Raw genomic sequence first — 15,575 nt, forward strand, 5'->3', positions numbered from 1 at the left:
TATGCCACCACGCCTGCTGTGGCGGAAACCCTACTAGTCAAACGGTCCTCATAAATCGTACTACTCTTGCATCGCGTCGATGCCTGAGAGAGTTCATGTCCGAATTCAGTGAGCCAAAGCCCTTTGACCTCAAATCGAAGGGGGAAGAAGAGCTAATCGCGCTCTTCCACAACCGGGGCAGGCATGGGCTCGTCCAAGGACAAATCGAAGTCCTTAGGGAAATGTGGCTTCGAGGATATCGGATAAGAAAATACTGCGGCGTGCTTAGTTGGACGCCGGATCGTGCAAACGAAGTCATCGCGCCGTTTGCAGCTGTCTCCCGCCGCTGCCGCGACAGCAAGAGAACTGACTTCTCAACGGCCGGTGGTGGTGTCTACAAGGCTAAAAGCGAACCGGACGCGCGTTGGGTTGATACTTATACCGCCGTAAAGGTGCCGGGGCTCAACGCCCATTTCTCATGCCACATTCGCGAACCGGGTGACGATGCTGAATTCATCCTGAACATCAAATCCCACGACGTCAGAGAGGTATTCACCTACGATCAGAACGCAGTCGCGCTCGAGAGATGGACCGCGGTCGTGACCGAGGCATGCGGCAAACTTGAGTAGCGAGCCGAAGCCAAACCGCAGCCGATAAAAATATTCTGTCCGACTTGATCCAACGAGATCCAACGGACCAACTGCGGATATGTACATGCATTCGCGCGCCTCCTAGTTCGAGATCATGTCATCGATCCCCGATGGCGCGATCAAATTAGGAGATTCATATGAGCGAAAGTCAGTCAGTATCTGGTGTCCTGAAGCGCAAACCTCAACACTACTGTTCCGTTGAGGAGAATCCATCCATGGGCATCTCCCTTCGTGCGGCAGAGACGACGTACCCCTTTTTCGAACGCCGATTCGTCGCTGTCCCGGGCCCACGCCCGGCCACCGGGCGAGCTGAGCACGAGTTCTTTTGGACCCTGATGCTCCGAGAGACTCGCGACTCCATGCCGTGGGACGTCAAGGACTCGTCCACGCCCTGGGACACACTCGGCATGAACATCAGCAAGGGACTAACTGCCGAAATCGTGCATGGCCGCGAGATCGACGACGACACTCATCGAGCGGTTCAAAGTGCCTTGCTCTATGTGTACAATACGTCCACGCACAAGGCCGACCTCTCGGTGGCCGCGTTTGCTCTGGCCTGCTTCATCAATGCTCATCCTGCCTTTAAGGCTATGTCCAACGGCATCGACTTCAACGAGTTGCATGGAGCATCAACTGCCTATCAGCTGATGGATGTTACGAAACTTCTCGAAGAACACGGTGCTTATGGCTGATTGGATAGTCGCCGTCGGAAATGCCCTCGTCGAATGGCGCGGGCATTTTACTCAGTAAAATCCATTGGCGTAGTTTCAATCGAAGTATTTCGGCGTCTGCCAACTCACCCTCGCTTCGCTCGGGTGAGGCCTTCGGCATCTCCTGGTTTTATTTCAATCGATGATCTCATCCATTGTGCGGCAGTGATTTGGATACACTTAGCCCTTTACCGGCTAAGTGTATCCCGCGGCGTGCGTATAGTGCCTCGGAAACATCGGATCAGAGAAACCGTCTAGGGGGTGGGTCAGGCAGTGCGAATTGACCCATTACTCTCTGCTGTTCTGCGCTGTACTCTCGGTACCGATCCGACGATCATCCGATTTCCATGACGGTCTAAAGGTATTCCCGTCTCTTACAGGCTTTCTCATAGCGACCGTTGCCTGCTTTGGTCGTTTTAGTTTTCTGGATTGCCATCCAGCCAGTGTCTCAGCCCACCGATTGCCGTCGCCTCACACATCAGAAGGTTAAACGGGGCGCTACGACATTCGCGCCAATACTGAGATATGAGGTATTTATAGGTCATCGTTCATCGAACCTTTTGCACGGCGTAAAAAATTTTAGATTTCTGACACCGGAGACCATCGGCCCAGATCCTGCTAACCCGATCGAACCAGAGCTCCGACATGCTGCTGCCGGGAATTTCCGTCACGACGAAACCGACCGGTTATCGCGTCAATAAACAGTTTCAGATGGTGCGATTCGATGGCGAACGCTGGGAAAAGATCGGAACGATCATCACCGACGAAGACAAGGAGTAACCGTAGAGGAGTTCGAGTTGCTGTGCGTGATCTTCGGCTTGGATCGCGACAAGTTGCCTATAACACACGAGGCGACGGCACCGAGCAATCAAATGGTCGAACAACGATATGGCGCGGCCGGAATCTCACGTTTGGCGCGTAGGTGCGGTCCGTCGGATGAGCACGACGCTTTCGCAATCATCGGAAACGGGACGAGCGCTCAATAAGGTCAATCATGTGGGCAGCGGCATGTATGGTTAGCGGATGATGGGTAAAGCCTGGCCTCGGCGATATATAACCGGCCATTTCGCGCGCCAGTTCGAGTTGCTGGTCCGATGCGGTGGCGAGCAGCGAAATCAACAAATTCTCCAACGCAATGACCCGGACGCGCAGTGCGACAATATCTGCATTGCTCATGTCCGGAGTTTCTTTGTCGTCCGCAAAGCCCCCGACGGGACCGGCGGCGCCGCCTTCGTTATCCCATCTCGAAAGCGCCTGTTGACGCTGGATCGCCTGGTTGGAGGCATCTGAATTTTCGCGGGGCATCGCGGCTCCTTTCGATTTGTTGCATGGACGCGGGCGCGCATCGATCCACAGGCAATGCGGCAACTGTCCGCCCAACTCACCGATACCCGACCCCGGATATGTAGTCATGAAGTAGTTCTTCGTTGCCTTCCGATTCGGACAGCAGCGCTTGCAAGGCTTCCCGCGCATAGATGATACCGAGCGGCCTGCGTGCTTCGTCGAGGATCGGTATACGCTGCAGACCGCGTTGCCGCATCACCGCCCAGACGTGGAGTAATATCTCGTGGGGCCGGCAATAGGTGACGTCGCGGGTCATGATGCTGTCCACTCTCGCCGTGCAGCCGGCACCCATGCAGCGACCGATCTCGCCCACGATGTCGGTCTTCGACAGAACGCCCACCATGTCGCCGTGGTCACACACAATGACAAGATCGGTATGGGGCTTGGACATCAGCGCGGCCGCCTCCCTCACTGGCGCTTCCGCCTCGATCACGGCCAGACGTTCGAGCGCCCGCGGCAATATATTTTTGACGATCATCATTTCAACTCCTGCATCGGTCTTGTCGCGGAACGGCGTTGCCGCGATCTTCGCTCCCACGAACGATCAAATCGGCATCCGGTAGCCGTAGAATTCGTGGTCCTCGTTGTAGCCGCCTTGACCGGCGCCGAGATCGGCGAAGTCGGCGACAAATTCGATCGCCACGACCCATTTGACCATCTTGAAGCCGAGCTCATTCTCGCAGCGCAGCCGGAGCGGCGCACCATGCAGGACGCTGACCGGCTTGCCGTTCATCTCGTAGGCGAGGATCGTCAGGTCGTGGCGCATATTCTTGATGTTGTGAACGTCGTAGTAGCGCCCGCCGTCGGCGCCGTCGGCCAGCGAATAGAACACGGCATAACGAGCTTCGGCCGTAGGCTTCACCAGGTCGATGATGTCCCGCATCGGAACGCCACCCCATTCGGCAACCCCTGACCACCCCTGGATGCAGAAATGCGTGGTGATCTGCTCCTGCTTGGTCATGGCTTTGAGGTCATCCAGCGAAAACTCGCGGGTCGTCTCCACCAGACCGCTAACCCGCAGCCGGTAGCTGGCGAAATTCTCCGCCACGAGATCATCGAATTCTTTTGAGTCCGGCATCGTGCCGTTCGGCCAGAAATACGGCGAAATGTCCTTTTTGGTGAGTTGGGAGCGCGGGTCCCAGCCCTCAGCCAATCCCATGAGCCAGCCGATCATGAACGCGCCGGTGCGCTGCACGAGACGTGCGTAGCGGATGGTAAGGGGCGAGACAATGAGCCACGTCGTGACCAGGATGGCCATCGCCAGCAGGAAGAACGGGAATCCGGTCCACGAGTTGTCGTTGATGCCCGCGAACATATGATTGGTGTTCTGACGGATGCCGGTGACGAACACCATGGCGCCATGCGCCAGGATAAAGCCGACGAACCAAGCGAACGAGATGAAGTGGACCGAGCGCATCGCCTGGCGGTTGAACAGACGGCCAAACCATCCGAGTCCATTGGAGATCGCCGGGCTCTGCATCAGGCCGGTGAAGATCGAGACGGGCGCTGCAACGAAGACGGTGATGAAGTAGCTGAGTTGCTGGAGGCCGTTATAGCGGGTCCAGCCTTCATCGACCGGAAAGTTCAGCGAGGCATACTGGATTGCGGTCGAGAGTGCGGCCGGAAATACCTCCCAGCTCAAGGGCACCAGTCGGCGCCATTGGTCGGTCGAAAACAACAGCACGTAAAACGCGACGCCATTGATCAGCCACAGCAGGTTGACCGAGAAATGCCACCAGCGCGCCAGTCCAAGGGTGTGGCGAAGTCCGGGAATACCGAGCCAGGTCGGCAACGTGACGGAATCATCTTTGGCGGTCCAGATCCGGCCCGTCGGCACCGGAACCTGGAAGCGGAACCAGTCGCTCCCCGGCGTACAATCACGGCTCCAGTAGAGTCGCGGATGATCGGCTAGGATCTGCAGGCCGGCCCGCATAATGAACAGCATGAAGAACATGTTCAGGAAATGCTGGAGTTGCAGCCACCAAGGGAAGCCGGAGTCCACAGACGGTGCTGATTGTGCGATGCCGGGATGGTTTTGAATGAATGCCATCACACTCGGTAGCTCGCGCAGGCTTTGCGCCAACGCGATCAGACAGAGCAGCGCAGCGGCTCCGATCGGCAGTGCCCACAGCGTATTGAACCAGCGCTGGCCGATCCGAATGCGGGGGAAAATTCCCTGTTGCGGCGGCATCCAGTGATTGAGACAAATACGATCATCGGCGTCGCTGAGCGTCGCGCGGAGCGGTTCGGGCAAGGGGGACTGGGAAGGGTTCGACATAGGGCGATCGCTTTTCTGTCATCGATCACGCCTGGCGGAAACGTCAGTCGCGAAGCCTAGTGAGCGCCGAACGCTTGTGAAAGGCGATATGTTCGGTCTTGCTGCTCTTGATCTCGTATTGCGGCACGTCGGCGCTTGCATGGTGCTTGTAGCCGTTAACATCGAAATTGCGCGTATGGACGCGGAGGATCGTGCCACTGATCCGTCCAGCCTCCGAATTCCAGCTCACATGATCACAAATGTGAAATTTGTTCTTCATAAACATTCCGCGCGGTAGTTTGTTCTGCGGATCATCGAAACATCTCAAACAGACTCTTCACATCCATCATGCGTCGAAAGCCCTGCTTGAAACAGGGCTGTTTGACCATAACTCTGCACAATGTAGCCGCGTTCGCCGGTATTTAATGTTCCTCTGGAGCCCACACGAACACATTCTTCACCATCGGCCATTCCACCAGGACGATCGCCGAATTCGTCGATCTGCTCCGGGAGTCCCGCGTCGATTTCGTTGTCGACGTAAGATCCATGCCGCGATCTCGTACCAATCCGCAGTTCAATGGAGACAGTCTCCCCAATACGCTGGCGCCTTGGCAGATCGGCTACGAGCATATCGCGGAACTTGGTGGGCTTCGCGGAAAGGCGCGTGGCGACCAACCGTCTCCAAACGCCTATTGGCGGGTACGCGGCTTTCGCAACTACGCCGACTATGCCTTGACGAAGCCCTTCGCCGCAGGCATTGCCCAACTGCGGGTGCTGGGTGCCCAGCACCGGTGCGCGATCATGTGCGCCGAGGTCGTGTGGTGGCGCTGCCACCGGCGCATCATCACCGATTACCTGCTCAGCGAAGGGGAGCGTGTGATGCACATCCTTGGGACGGCGCATGTCGACGATGCAAGTCTGACGCCTGGAGTCATCGTATGCGGCGAGGGCAGGATCATCTATCCCGCCGAGAGTCCGCAGGTGGAATAATGTGATCTCCTTCGGCCCACTCAACTGCTCAACGCGATGCGCAGGGTGGCGATGATCCCGACCACCGCGAGGCCGTAGCAGCAAAGCTGAATCGCGATCACCGCCGCAAACCTGATGCCCGAGTGAACATAATCCTCGATCACAACCTGCAAGCCGAGCGCGGTGTGATGAAACAGAGCGATCAGCAACAGGATCATGCCGCCGGCGGCGAGCGGCGTCCTCAGCCAGGCGATGATGACCGGGTAGTCGCTACCGGCATGGGCAATCATCGACGCGACGAACCACAGCGTCAGCGGCACCAGTGCGATCGCCGTTACCCGTTGCACCAGCCAGTGTCGCGAGCCGCTTTTCGCCGACCCAAGCCCGATGGCGCGTCCGAGCGGAGAGCGGAAGGAAGGGCGATTCATCAGAGCCACCCGCCGATGGAGAGACCGGCCGCCCAGGCCGCCGCGGTGAGCACCACGCTTGCCGCCACCACCGACCATCCCGAGATATAGATCGAGCGAAGTTCGAAGCCGTGGACCGTATCCCAGACGAGATGACGAATGCCGCCGCACAGATGCAGGAAGAACGCGAAAGTGAATCCCAACATCACGAGACGGCCGATCCACGATCCGATTGCTTGCTGGACAGTGACATAGGGCTCAGGCCCGGCGGCAGCGGCACTCAACCAGATAACCAGGCCGACGGCGCCGACGCTCAGGACGACACCGGTGATGCGATTGGCGATCGAGAGGACCGACGTGAGTTGCGGCCGGTAGTTGTGGATGTTGGGCGACAGCGGACGTAGACGTGGGGTCTTGGCCGCAGGAGCTGTCGGTTCGATGTCCATGGTCAGCCCTCGCGTTCAATCATCGCCTTCTTGATCTCTGCGATGGCCTTGCCGGGATTCAGTCCCTTCGGACAGGTCCGCGTGCAATTGAGAATGGTGTGGCATCGATACAGCCGGAACGGGTCCTCAAGATCGTCGAGCCGTTCTTGCTTTGCCTCGTCGCGGCTGTCGGTCAGCCAGCGCCACGCCTGAAGCAGCACAGCGGGACCGAGGAACCGATCGCCGTTCCACCAGTGGCTCGGACATCCCGAGGTGCAACAGAAGCAGAGGATACATTCGTAATAGCCGTCGATTCGACCGCGCTCCTCGACAGATTGAAGCCGCTCCTTCTTCGGTTCGGGCGTCTTTGACTGAAGCCATGGTTGGATTGCCGCGTACTGCGCGAAGACATGGGTCTGGTCCGGTACGAGGTCCTTGATGACCCTCATATTGGCGAGCGGGTAAACCGTCGCCGGTGTTGACATGTCGGAAATGAACCGCGTGCAGGCCAGCCAATTGGTGCCATCCATCGTCATGGAGCAAGAGCCGCACACGCCTTCGCGGCACGACCGGCGGAAGGCGAGCGTCGAATCGACCTTGTTCTTAATCCAGATCAGCGCATCGAGAACCATCGGCCCACAATCATCGAGGTCGACATGAAACCTGTCGAGGCGAGGATTATCGCCAGAATCGGGATCGTAGCGATAGATGTCGAATGCCTTCGTTCGCGTTGCACTGGCAGGAGCAGGCCATGTGCGCCCACGCTGGATGCGCGATTCCGGCGTGACGTTAAAGTTGCGTGGAATGGGAAAGCGCTTAAGCCAGTTGAAGCGAGACACGCGATCCGAAGAGTCTATGATCATGTTCTTCTCCAGCCTCGACGACAATCGGACGGCGAGACATCACGCCAACGCGGCATTGCGATGGGTTGAGACGCGAAGCTTACGCCCCAGAATGATATTCCGCACGTCGAAAAGGTCGCAAGCTGGCTATCAAGTCAGTGAGGCTGAAAATACTGCACTAGCATCCCGGACGCATCAGCGGTTACGTGATTGTTCCGCATCCGGGGTATTCACTTCCCTGAGGTGCGGAAGAATTAGAAGGTTGGTCAGACGCTGGGGAGAGGTGCTTGGTTGATGACAGTCCGTAAAAACATAAACGCTGGTTTATGTTAAAGTTTAAATGAGGTCTACGATCTTCCTCTGGGCGTCCTGCTCACCGTCGATATAACCCTGCGTGACACGTAGGCTGCTGTGACCAGCGAGCATCTGAACATCCCTTAGCGAGCCGCCCACCGAAGAGATCTTCCTTGCAGCATTGGTTATAAAAGTTCTCCGGCCGCTGTGGCTGGAGCAACCACTGAAGCAACAGTCCTCATACCAGCGGGAAAATAAATTTACGATCACTTGCGGAGTCGTGCGATCTTGGCGCTCCGTGTAAATGACGCGCGCGTTGTGATCTTGCGGACGAGTCTTTTGCAATGCGATGAGGGATTCCCGAAGTTCGGCAGAAATCGGAATTATACGGCCCGATCGACCCTTACTCGCACTGTCTTCAAGGTGGATGCACTTATCGACCTGTCCATCTGGATTCAGAACATGCTCCACGTCAGAAGTGCGATTTCCCGAGCTCTCAATCCTGCCTTGACCGACAGAAGAAATATCACCCGATTTCTTAGCGGTAAGCGTGTATGTCCCAGATAACCCAGGACGATTTGAATGTGTGTCCTGGACAGGTGCTTCGCCTGCTTACTCAATGCCATGTTTGCCTCCTGACCAATTTAGCGGGTCGTCAGGAGGCAGATTTGTAATCAGTCATGAGAGATCGAACAGGGCAACCGGAAACCCGAAGAGAGATTATAAAAACCACACAAATATGCAGAACTATAATGAGTTCTAAGGCGGCAACTGGCGAGGCCTCAGAAATACCTTATCGATCCAACCGCTTATGTGAACTCGTTATAGAATAGATATTCTATCATCAGTTTCGCCGAACGCGACGAACCACAATCAGCAATCGGTCATTTGACCGTCAGCTGCGACGTCGACTCTAAAATGATTTCTGGCGTGCCCTTATAGAGTTGTATGGCACCGCTAATTGCAACGATCTCCCCTTGAAGCGCGTGAACTTTCGGAAACTGGCTCACGTACTGTGAGCGGATGAACCCGGTGAACGCTTGGTTCGGATAATGTCCACCCATGTTGATGAATATATTTCCACGGTTTGAAGTATGAACCTCATCAACCACACCCTCGACCACTACTGTTTGCCCGACGTGAGATGACGCGGCGGCTGGTTTGATAGTCTCGGCGTGACTCTGCGATGACAGAATGCACAGTCCGATAACGAATGCGATTGTTTTCATGATTGTTCCTCAGCCGTTTCCTACTGGAAATAACAGCTCTCTGAGAGACAAAGGTCAACGGTATAAATAACCGTCAGATTGAACTTCACTCGTCCGGGTGAGGCGTTGCATCAAGATATCAGCCGATTTCAAATCGGATGGCGAGTTTTGACAAAATAACCGAGACTAGCTTCGACGTACCCCCTCTGAGAGAGGCTTAGCTGGCTTTCCATGTGACGCGGTTGGCTTCTGATCCATTTATCAGGATGCAGCGCCATATTCAGTCAGTCGAAATCCTACGGGGCGGAAGGTCTATGGAAGTCACACCCAACAACCTCCTTTTCTTCAGCTTGCGAAGGCGTGCTTCGCGTGCATTGCGGTGATAAAATATGGGTCACTGCTGCGCTTGGCCGAGCAACTCACTTGTTGTTCGGATATAGAATATGCGAAGTTTTTATTTTTGGATCATGAATTAGCCGGCGTGGAAGTCGGCGCTAACGGTATCGAACATGCGTCTTTACAACGTTATAAGATCAACACTCGCATTGGGGCTTGCGTTGCTGCCACTAACCGTAAGCCCTATTCAAGCTCAGAATCGAAATGTTTCGGGCTGTCTATCCATTGCTGACGTTAACGAGAGAGTTAACTGTCTCGAGGGATACACACCTACTCCGTTGCCAATCGCTCCAGGATCACCGCTCGATCAACAGCAGTCGCCTGTCATACCGAGCTTCGATTGTCGAAATGCCGCAACCTCAATTGAGAGGGCGATTTGCAGCGATGACGAGCTCGCTGGGTACGACTTTCGCATGGGGCAGGCCTACCAACGCGCTCTGCGTGTTGCAAAGGATAGCTCAGCGTTGCGCGATAGCCAAAAGCTCTGGCTGAATCAGAGAGACAGGACGTGTGGCAATACGTCGGTGATCTTGTTCTCATGTGTTTCAGAGATGACGCGGCGACGGGCTTCAGAGTTAAGCGCATGGTCTTTGTCGGTAGTCGAAGCGACCCAGCAACCCGCTCCGGCAACTTCAGCATCCACGGACGTCAAGAATCCCGGCGCGACAATCACTCGGCAGGATGACGCTCCAAGAGCGCCTGCTAGTGTGAGCGACCTGCCATCAAAAAGCGAGCCTGCCAGATCACAGAGCCAAGGAGGTGGTCTAATTGCTATGCTGCTGGCAATTAGCGCAGCTTGGCTCGGCTTCAAAGCGCTGCGTAACCTCAGTCGCAAACAAGCTCTCACTCGCCGAAGAGAAGAGCTTATCGGAAAGTATGGTCAGGAGGTGGCTGAAGAGATCCTAGCAGGGAAGGTGTGGCAAGGAATGTCAGAGCCGCAACTGTTAGATTCCTGGGGGAGTCCGGTTGAAGTGGGGCGAGAGGTCATTCGAAACAAAGTAAAGGAAACGTGGAAGTACGGCCAGACCGGCAAGAATAGATTCTTGAATCGAGTCTACTTGGAGAACGGGATCGTCATTGGTTGGAAAAACTGACCGTGGACGAAAGGTTCGGATCCTCCTGCCCCTGTCCGTCACGACTTCTACTCACCGGACTCGTCCGCATAGCTCACCGCGTATTGCGAGCCCCGGCGGATGATTTCGCGACCATCGCCGTCGTGTTGATGGCGGCAATGTAGAAGAAGTTGATGCGTGATGAAAAAGACATTCTTTATTGCTGTTGGGGCCGCGTTGGCTATGCACTGCAGCCGTCACCGGCACGCCATGCATTTGCGGTTCGCTGTACTGACTTAGGCCTTCTTAACGAATTCTGATTTTAGATTGATCGCACCGATGCCGTCGATCTTGCAGGCAATATTGTGTCCGTCGATCGCGTCCGTAAGACGGATGTTCCTGACTTTGGTGCCTCCCTTGATAACCGACGATGCTCCCTTGACCTTGAGGTCCTTGATCACGATGACGCTGTCTCCATCCGCAAGCACGTTGCCATTGGCATCGCGCACGCTCGTCTCCTGCGAGGATTCCGTGTCTGCTCCACCGCCTTCGACACTCCATTCATGAGCGCATTCCGGGCAAATCCACAGGTCCCGGTCCTGATAGGTGTGCTCGGAATTGCATTTCGGGCAGTTCCTTACATCGTCCATTTTCAACCCCGTATTCGTCCGGCGCACACATTGCCGACCTGTATAGTGACAAATGATTCGCGATAAACCATTCAGCCCGCGCTGCTTCGATCATGCGCCAAACCGTCGCAAGACCGTATCTCTGCCCGACCTTTTCCCGAACGGTTCGCTAGTCCAATCCTGATGCGAATAGGCATCCGACCAGGCGCTCGGTTGCCATTGCAGAGGGCGGCTTGAGATTCGGCTATTTTTATATGAGCGAGATCATCGTGGCGAGCACAGCCGAAGAAAATTGGCGCGGAACTAGAAAGAGCATTCTTCGACGTGATGGGTTCAGGTGCCTCGAATGCAAGAAACCGTGTAATCCTGACGAAATCGATATTCATCACCTTCTCCCACGCTCTGCCGGCGGTGGCGATGAGCCATCTAATTTGATAGCCCTATGCGACGGCTGTCATGCGGCACATCATCCCAAACTCTCCGCGGGACTTGCTCGCCGTGCTCTCGAACGTTGGGCAGTAAGACTGGCTCTCTGGCTCGATCGCCAGAATTCGGTGTCTGAGCAAAGCAAAAACTTTGGACCTGCGCTCGGGTCTTTGACTTGGTACGCTTTCGGGATGGGCAGTTGCCGGTCGTCCAAGCGGCTCTGAGCGGTCGTTCCCTGCTGGTCGTCAGCCCTACTGGCTTTGGTAAGACGCTATGCTTTCAGTTGCCAGCGGTGCTGCAGCGAGGGGTTAGCGTGGTCGTCTCCCCGCTAAAAGCGCTCATGGGCGAGCAGGTCTCCTCATTATTGAGGCGCAAAATCCCATCCAGCTTCATCAACAGCGATATCGGCTCAGATGAGAAGCGCCTTCGCTATCGATTGCTGGCGAGCAATTCTTTCAAGTTACTCTACGTTGCGCCTGAGCGGTTCTTTGTTCGGAGCGCCCACGAGCAGGAACAACTGCGGTCGGTCCGTCCCGCGTTTCTGGTGATAGACGAGGCTCATTGCGTTGACCAATGGGGACGGGATTTCCGGCCTGAGTATGGCCGTCTCAAAGAAGTTCGCGAGGCCCTAGGTTCGCCGCCTGTTTTGGCGTTCACAGCAACCGCAGGACAGGAGATGCAAGAGCGCATCTTAAAGTCGCTCGGGATTCCCGATGCCCAAGTATTCGTGCGTGGGGTCGATCGTCCCAACATCGCGCTTCTTCGATGGAGCGTGCCAGTCGACGAACGCCCTGGGGTGATCGCTCAACTCTGCCGTGTTCGAATGCCGGGCAGGGGTAAAGTAATGATTTTTGTGCCAACCCGTAAGATTGGAGAGGCGCTGCAAAAGCATCTTAGCGAACAGGGACTGGAAACGCCGTTCTATCATTCGCAGCTCGGCAACGCCTGGGAGCGGGAGCAGCTCGTAAAGAGGTTTTACGGGGAAAGTCATTCCCTTGTAACTTCAGCGAGGGAAACATTATCATCGGCTGTAAAGCCAAATAGATATGTTAGATAGCCGGTAAAACCGCTGATGTTCTTTGCGCTCAGTAGTTCGTGAAGGTATCGCTTCTGTGCAGCCGTGCCTCCTTGCATTTGAAGGAGAGCTATTCGCGCTGAGATGAGCCAGAGTGAAAATCCGAGTTCTTTCTCTATTCTATCAAGCGCCGCGGTGGCGGCGTCATAATCGTTGATCGCAATGGCGCTATAATAGCGATCTCGCAAGTCGACAAAAATGGTTATCTCAGCTTCAAAGAGCGACAAGACGCTCGCTGCCCAGGCAGCTTCGACCCGATCATTTGCAATCGGTAGAGGCCGCTTTAATTTCAAGCGTTGGATACTTCGAGGGAATGGGTCTCTGACAACCACATTTCTGTAAATGCGATTTTCAGCCGCCTTCTTGACGATATCCGGAATTGCAGCGGGAACTAGCATTGAGCGAGCAACCCGCAGTCCGGAAATCAGTACGCCTCGAGCGTGGAGCGCTCGGCGAAACGTCGTAAAATTTCCGATCGTTTCTTCTCGTTCGTTTGGCTTTTCAAGCTTGTTTTTTTTAATGGGCATCCAATTCTGCCAAAACGTCGAATACAAATTATGAGTGTTCAAACCGGTAGCGAGAGCCGACTTAGCGCAGGCCCATTCACCTGCTGGAAAGTGCCCTTCGAATAAGATCTGCGTCCAAAGTCATTAATCCCGCCGGCATCTGGTTGGTGGTACGACGCTAAAGCCTCCATCGCCCATCGGCAACTCAATCCATTTTCCGTTCCGATAACCAGTTACAAGCGCATAAGCGATGTTAGAACGAGCTGGGTTTGATCCAACAACGGAGAAACCCAATGCCAGTTTTGAAGTCCCTTTCCTTTACCGCAGTACCCAAGACGGCCGGTGATCCGGTCAATATGCGACGGGCCAAGTTCATCGAGAAGCTAGAGGAGCAGAAGCTCCTGCTCGCCGACCCCGGCTACGTCCGAACGGTCCAGCGAACCGCCGAGGTCGATGGCCAGAAGCAGGCAGTCGTTCGGAAGCAACGGGTTAGGCCGTGGTGGAAAACCGACCCGTCCGGTCAGATCGTGATGTCTGTGAAGTTCGGCTCCAAGCCCATCGAATTCGAGAAGGGCAAAGCAGGTATCGCGGTGCCGTCGAAGGACAAGCTGCCGACGGTCATTAACACACTGATCGAAGCCGTTCGTGCCGGCGAGCTCGACGAGCTGTTCACGCAGGCCAGCAAGGCGAGACCCATCCCAAAGAAGAAAGCGGCCTGACCCCGACCCGACGGACAGGGCCAAACCCTGTCCGTCTCTTCGGAAGGGCGTGGAGGGCTTGATGTCCCTTTGGGTGGATATCCTAAGGATCTTGGTCCGGGACACCCTGCGATCATCTGGACCGGGGCCGGAGGTCAGAATTCAGGTCCGGGATTCCGACAGCTTCTGGCGGGACCATTCCGTGGTCTGGGCCAATTCCGATAGCGTCCGAAACACCCTACTGGCCACCGAATCAGCCACTCGGCGCCCTGTGCGAGCCGTCGACCACTCTGGCCGGATAGTGGATTTTCGCTGACGTTCAGCTCTGACGCTTGCGGGTACGCTTCGGCGGCGGTTGCAGGAAGGCTGCGGGCTCGACACCAAGAGCCCTGCCTAACTTCACCATGATCTCCAATCCAACCCAGGTATCGCCCTTCTCCACCTTGCTCATATAGGTCCGGTTGACCTCAGCCTCATAGGCGAGGTCTTCCTGTGAGTAGCCCTTCTCGTGCCGGATTCGGCGCAGGTTGGCTGCGAAGACTTGACGGTAGTCCATAGGCGTAGCGAATGACCTCGTCGGCTACAAACCCACCGCTTTAAACAGACAATAATTTCGTTTAGACCAGTTACTTTGGCATCCGGCTCAATAGGATCGGCCGGTCCGTCCGGCCTCCTGCCGGGCGGAGGTCCAATGGGGGTTTTAATGTCGAATTACATTTGGGGCACCTTCGCGGTGCTTATGGTCGGTGTCGCAACCGGCCTCTATTTGTTGGGCTATCGCTGGTACGACCACAACGTAAACGCGATCGGCGCGCTTCTCGTCCTGATCGTCATGGGTGCGATCCTTGTCAACAGCAGAAAGGGGCGCTGGAAATGACCGAGCAGGAGGAAGGCAATGTGACCCAACCATCCGCTCAAAAGAAACAGTTACAGTCGCTGGTTATTAACGGGGCCTGCCTCGTTCTCGTCGTCGTGGGGCTGACGCTGGTCTCCAACAAGCTTCTCGACAAATTCGACCGCGCCAACGAGCCGGGGCCGACGACCGATCAGCGTAAGGAAAAGGCACAGCGCAACCAGCAAGAATGGGATAATCGGGGGTACCAGCGTCAATCATCGGCACGGGATACATCGAAGATGTGTCCCGACGCGGCGGTGATTGAGACCGCTAAGCGCCTTATCAACGAGCAAATACCGAATGTCGGTCAGTTCGGCGAGATGCTTAGACGGCTCGATGCATCTCGCGACGGCGCGCCGCGTGACCTGCTTGGCGAAAAGGAAAAATTCTTACGGGAGACCAAGGAGTACTACGCCCAGAATCCGGTCGATCCCAATGACCATACCATGGGCGACCAGAACGCCGCTCGCGCCGAGCGTATTGCTAAACTCGAGAAGGAAGTAGCGCAGTTGCGTGTGAAGTCGGAGCGGATTCGCAAGAGTTCAGAGCAGATGCAAAATGCTACGAACGAGATCATCGTCACCGGCGAGCCGATACCAACCGACTTCGATCCAAACCTCAACCGAGTAGCCTGCCAGCTAACATTCAAGGTCAAGGGATTGGGCTAGGACAATCCGATGCTACAGCTCAATCTTCCCAACTCCGCTCTCTACACGGTCCAACCCGGCCAGACCGATTGGATCGTGACTCTGCTGTCAATGTCGTAGCTCAGGATTCGAATCGCAAGCAATGTGAGCATAAAGGTCATCAGCT

21 protein-coding genes and 1 pseudogene are annotated in these 15,575 nt (G+C 55.7%); 10 read left to right on the plus strand and 12 right to left on the minus strand.

Translation table 11 applies throughout. The features are described 5' to 3' along the window. Positions 1-95 precede the first annotated feature (95 nt). From ASC80_RS14910 to ASC80_RS23780, 3 genes and pseudogenes are all read left to right on the plus strand, one after another. Complete coding sequence (locus ASC80_RS14910; protein ID WP_056298504.1) at positions 96-608, plus strand: hypothetical protein; 513 nt, start codon at positions 96-98, stop codon at positions 606-608. 158 nt (positions 609-766) lie between these two features. Further along, positions 767-1,321: a hypothetical protein gene (locus tag ASC80_RS14915; protein ID WP_156464402.1), complete on the plus strand. Its 555-nt coding sequence runs from the start codon at positions 767-769 to the stop codon at positions 1,319-1,321. 660 nt (positions 1,322-1,981) lie between these two features. Further along, positions 1,982-2,119: pseudogene (locus ASC80_RS23780) on the plus strand (ABC transporter substrate-binding protein); the annotation flags it as partial. Positions 2,120-2,296: 177 nt separating this feature from the next. On the opposite strand, the gene ASC80_RS14920 reads toward ASC80_RS23780, so the two are convergent. From ASC80_RS14920 to ASC80_RS14935, 4 genes are all read right to left on the minus strand, one after another. Next, positions 2,297-2,644: a hypothetical protein gene (locus ASC80_RS14920; protein WP_056299032.1), complete on the minus strand. Its 348-nt coding sequence runs from the start codon at positions 2,642-2,644 to the stop codon at positions 2,297-2,299. A gap of 76 nt (positions 2,645-2,720) precedes the next feature. Then, entirely contained in the window at positions 2,721-3,221 is a 501-nt protein-coding gene (locus ASC80_RS14925) for a CBS domain-containing protein (RefSeq protein WP_244487274.1), read from the minus strand. Positions 3,222-3,227: 6 nt separating this feature from the next. Continuing rightward, positions 3,228-4,937 carry a molybdopterin-dependent oxidoreductase gene (locus tag ASC80_RS14930; RefSeq protein ID WP_244487275.1) on the minus strand — a complete coding sequence of 570 codons (1,710 nt, stop codon included), beginning with the start codon at positions 4,935-4,937 and terminating at the stop codon, positions 3,228-3,230. Positions 4,938-5,004: 67 nt separating this feature from the next. After that, a complete protein-coding gene (locus ASC80_RS14935) occupies positions 5,005-5,220 on the minus strand; it encodes a hypervirulence associated TUDOR domain-containing protein (RefSeq protein ID WP_056299038.1) in 216 nt (71 codons plus the stop codon). 182 nt (positions 5,221-5,402) lie between these two features. Here ASC80_RS14935 and ASC80_RS14940 point away from each other — a divergent pair, with 182 nt between their 5' ends. Beyond that, positions 5,403-5,930, plus strand: a complete 528-nt coding sequence (locus tag ASC80_RS14940; protein ID WP_056298512.1) for a DUF488 domain-containing protein — start codon at positions 5,403-5,405, stop codon at positions 5,928-5,930. Positions 5,931-5,950: 20 nt separating this feature from the next. Here ASC80_RS14940 and sdhD read toward each other — a convergent pair whose 3' ends face one another. The 5 genes from sdhD to ASC80_RS14965 form a co-directional block, all read right to left on the minus strand. Beyond that, a complete protein-coding gene (sdhD, locus tag ASC80_RS14945; RefSeq protein ID WP_056298514.1) occupies positions 5,951-6,337 on the minus strand; it encodes a succinate dehydrogenase, hydrophobic membrane anchor protein in 387 nt (128 codons plus the stop codon). Beyond that, positions 6,337-6,762, minus strand: a complete 426-nt coding sequence (gene sdhC / locus ASC80_RS14950; protein WP_056298516.1) for a succinate dehydrogenase, cytochrome b556 subunit — start codon at positions 6,760-6,762, stop codon at positions 6,337-6,339. Before sdhC ends, sdhD begins: the two co-directional genes overlap by 1 nt. Before the next feature lie 2 nt (positions 6,763-6,764). Further along, positions 6,765-7,604, minus strand: coding sequence for a succinate dehydrogenase iron-sulfur subunit (locus tag ASC80_RS14955; RefSeq protein WP_056298519.1), 840 nt, complete (start codon positions 7,602-7,604; stop codon positions 6,765-6,767). A 315-nt stretch (positions 7,605-7,919) separates the two neighbouring features. Further along, positions 7,920-8,348, minus strand: coding sequence for a tyrosine-type recombinase/integrase (locus ASC80_RS14960; protein ID WP_244487276.1), 429 nt, complete (start codon positions 8,346-8,348; stop codon positions 7,920-7,922). A 413-nt stretch (positions 8,349-8,761) separates the two neighbouring features. Continuing rightward, entirely contained in the window at positions 8,762-9,106 is a 345-nt protein-coding gene (locus ASC80_RS14965) for a hypothetical protein (RefSeq protein WP_056298522.1), read from the minus strand. Positions 9,107-9,594: 488 nt separating this feature from the next. On the opposite strand from ASC80_RS14965, the gene ASC80_RS24790 reads away from it, so the two are divergent. Next, on the plus strand, positions 9,595-10,575 hold the full coding sequence (locus tag ASC80_RS24790; protein WP_082512583.1) for a lysozyme inhibitor LprI family protein: 981 nt from the start codon (positions 9,595-9,597) through the stop codon (positions 10,573-10,575). 254 nt (positions 10,576-10,829) lie between these two features. Here the strand turns inward: ASC80_RS24790 and ASC80_RS14975 are convergent, their stop codons facing one another. Further along, entirely contained in the window at positions 10,830-11,183 is a 354-nt protein-coding gene (locus ASC80_RS14975; RefSeq protein WP_056298526.1) for a zinc ribbon domain-containing protein YjdM, read from the minus strand. A gap of 233 nt (positions 11,184-11,416) precedes the next feature. On the opposite strand from ASC80_RS14975, the gene ASC80_RS24435 reads away from it, so the two are divergent. Together ASC80_RS24435 and ASC80_RS23185 are read left to right on the plus strand one after the other, a co-directional pair. Next, positions 11,417-11,812 carry an HNH endonuclease gene (locus tag ASC80_RS24435; RefSeq protein ID WP_244487294.1) on the plus strand — a complete coding sequence of 132 codons (396 nt, stop codon included), beginning with the start codon at positions 11,417-11,419 and terminating at the stop codon, positions 11,810-11,812. Beyond that, positions 11,788-12,645 (plus strand): DEAD/DEAH box helicase, encoded by an 858-nt coding sequence (locus tag ASC80_RS23185; protein WP_244487277.1) that lies wholly within the window; start codon positions 11,788-11,790, stop codon positions 12,643-12,645. Before ASC80_RS24435 ends, ASC80_RS23185 begins: the two co-directional genes overlap by 25 nt. On the opposite strand, the gene ASC80_RS23785 is transcribed toward ASC80_RS23185, so the two are convergent. Then, positions 12,576-13,190 carry a hypothetical protein gene (locus ASC80_RS23785; protein WP_156464403.1) on the minus strand — a complete coding sequence of 205 codons (615 nt, stop codon included), beginning with the start codon at positions 13,188-13,190 and terminating at the stop codon, positions 12,576-12,578. The two genes, ASC80_RS23185 and ASC80_RS23785, sit on opposite strands and share 70 nt — an antisense overlap. Positions 13,191-13,462: 272 nt before the next feature. Between ASC80_RS23785 and ASC80_RS14990 the strand changes: the two genes are divergently transcribed. After that, entirely contained in the window at positions 13,463-13,888 is a 426-nt protein-coding gene (locus tag ASC80_RS14990) for a DUF6641 family protein (RefSeq protein WP_056298533.1), read from the plus strand. A 298-nt stretch (positions 13,889-14,186) separates the two neighbouring features. Here ASC80_RS14990 and ASC80_RS14995 read toward each other — a convergent pair whose 3' ends face one another. Continuing rightward, positions 14,187-14,423: a helix-turn-helix domain-containing protein gene (locus ASC80_RS14995; protein WP_056298536.1), complete on the minus strand. Its 237-nt coding sequence runs from the start codon at positions 14,421-14,423 to the stop codon at positions 14,187-14,189. A gap of 147 nt (positions 14,424-14,570) precedes the next feature. Between ASC80_RS14995 and ASC80_RS23790 the strand changes: the two genes are divergently transcribed. Further along, a complete protein-coding gene (locus ASC80_RS23790) occupies positions 14,571-14,744 on the plus strand; it encodes a hypothetical protein (protein ID WP_156464404.1) in 174 nt (57 codons plus the stop codon). Beyond that, positions 14,741-15,430 (plus strand): hypothetical protein, encoded by a 690-nt coding sequence (locus ASC80_RS15000; protein WP_056298540.1) that lies wholly within the window; start codon positions 14,741-14,743, stop codon positions 15,428-15,430. Before ASC80_RS23790 ends, ASC80_RS15000 begins: the two co-directional genes overlap by 4 nt. Positions 15,431-15,575: the final 145 nt, after the last annotated feature.

This window comes from Afipia sp. Root123D2 (genome assembly GCF_001425835.1).
Lineage (GTDB): Bacteria > Pseudomonadota > Alphaproteobacteria > Rhizobiales > Xanthobacteraceae > Afipia.

Coding starts and splice junctions, on each gene's coding strand:
- ASC80_RS15000 (WP_056298540.1), top strand. CDS start 14,741: ATGACCGAGCAGGAGGAAGGCAATGTGACCCAACCATCCGCTCAAAAG.
- ASC80_RS14990 (WP_056298533.1), top strand. CDS start 13,463: ATGCCAGTTTTGAAGTCCCTTTCCTTTACCGCAGTACCCAAGACGGCC.
- ASC80_RS14915 (WP_156464402.1), top strand. CDS start 767: ATGAGCGAAAGTCAGTCAGTATCTGGTGTCCTGAAGCGCAAACCTCAA.
- ASC80_RS14920 (WP_056299032.1), bottom strand. CDS start 2,644: ATGCCCCGCGAAAATTCAGATGCCTCCAACCAGGCGATCCAGCGTCAA.
- ASC80_RS24435 (WP_244487294.1), top strand. CDS start 11,417: ATGAGCGAGATCATCGTGGCGAGCACAGCCGAAGAAAATTGGCGCGGA.
- ASC80_RS14935 (WP_056299038.1), bottom strand. CDS start 5,220: ATGAAGAACAAATTTCACATTTGTGATCATGTGAGCTGGAATTCGGAG.
- sdhC (WP_056298516.1), bottom strand. CDS start 6,762: ATGGACATCGAACCGACAGCTCCTGCGGCCAAGACCCCACGTCTACGT.
- ASC80_RS23785 (WP_156464403.1), bottom strand. CDS start 13,190: ATGCCCATTAAAAAAAACAAGCTTGAAAAGCCAAACGAACGAGAAGAA.
- ASC80_RS23790 (WP_156464404.1), top strand. CDS start 14,571: ATGTCGAATTACATTTGGGGCACCTTCGCGGTGCTTATGGTCGGTGTC.
- ASC80_RS14965 (WP_056298522.1), bottom strand. CDS start 9,106: ATGAAAACAATCGCATTCGTTATCGGACTGTGCATTCTGTCATCGCAG.
- ASC80_RS14975 (WP_056298526.1), bottom strand. CDS start 11,183: ATGGACGATGTAAGGAACTGCCCGAAATGCAATTCCGAGCACACCTAT.
- ASC80_RS14955 (WP_056298519.1), bottom strand. CDS start 7,604: ATGATCATAGACTCTTCGGATCGCGTGTCTCGCTTCAACTGGCTTAAG.
- ASC80_RS14910 (WP_056298504.1), top strand. CDS start 96: ATGTCCGAATTCAGTGAGCCAAAGCCCTTTGACCTCAAATCGAAGGGG.
- sdhD (WP_056298514.1), bottom strand. CDS start 6,337: ATGAATCGCCCTTCCTTCCGCTCTCCGCTCGGACGCGCCATCGGGCTT.
- ASC80_RS24790 (WP_082512583.1), top strand. CDS start 9,595: ATGCGTCTTTACAACGTTATAAGATCAACACTCGCATTGGGGCTTGCG.
- ASC80_RS14995 (WP_056298536.1), bottom strand. CDS start 14,423: ATGGACTACCGTCAAGTCTTCGCAGCCAACCTGCGCCGAATCCGGCAC.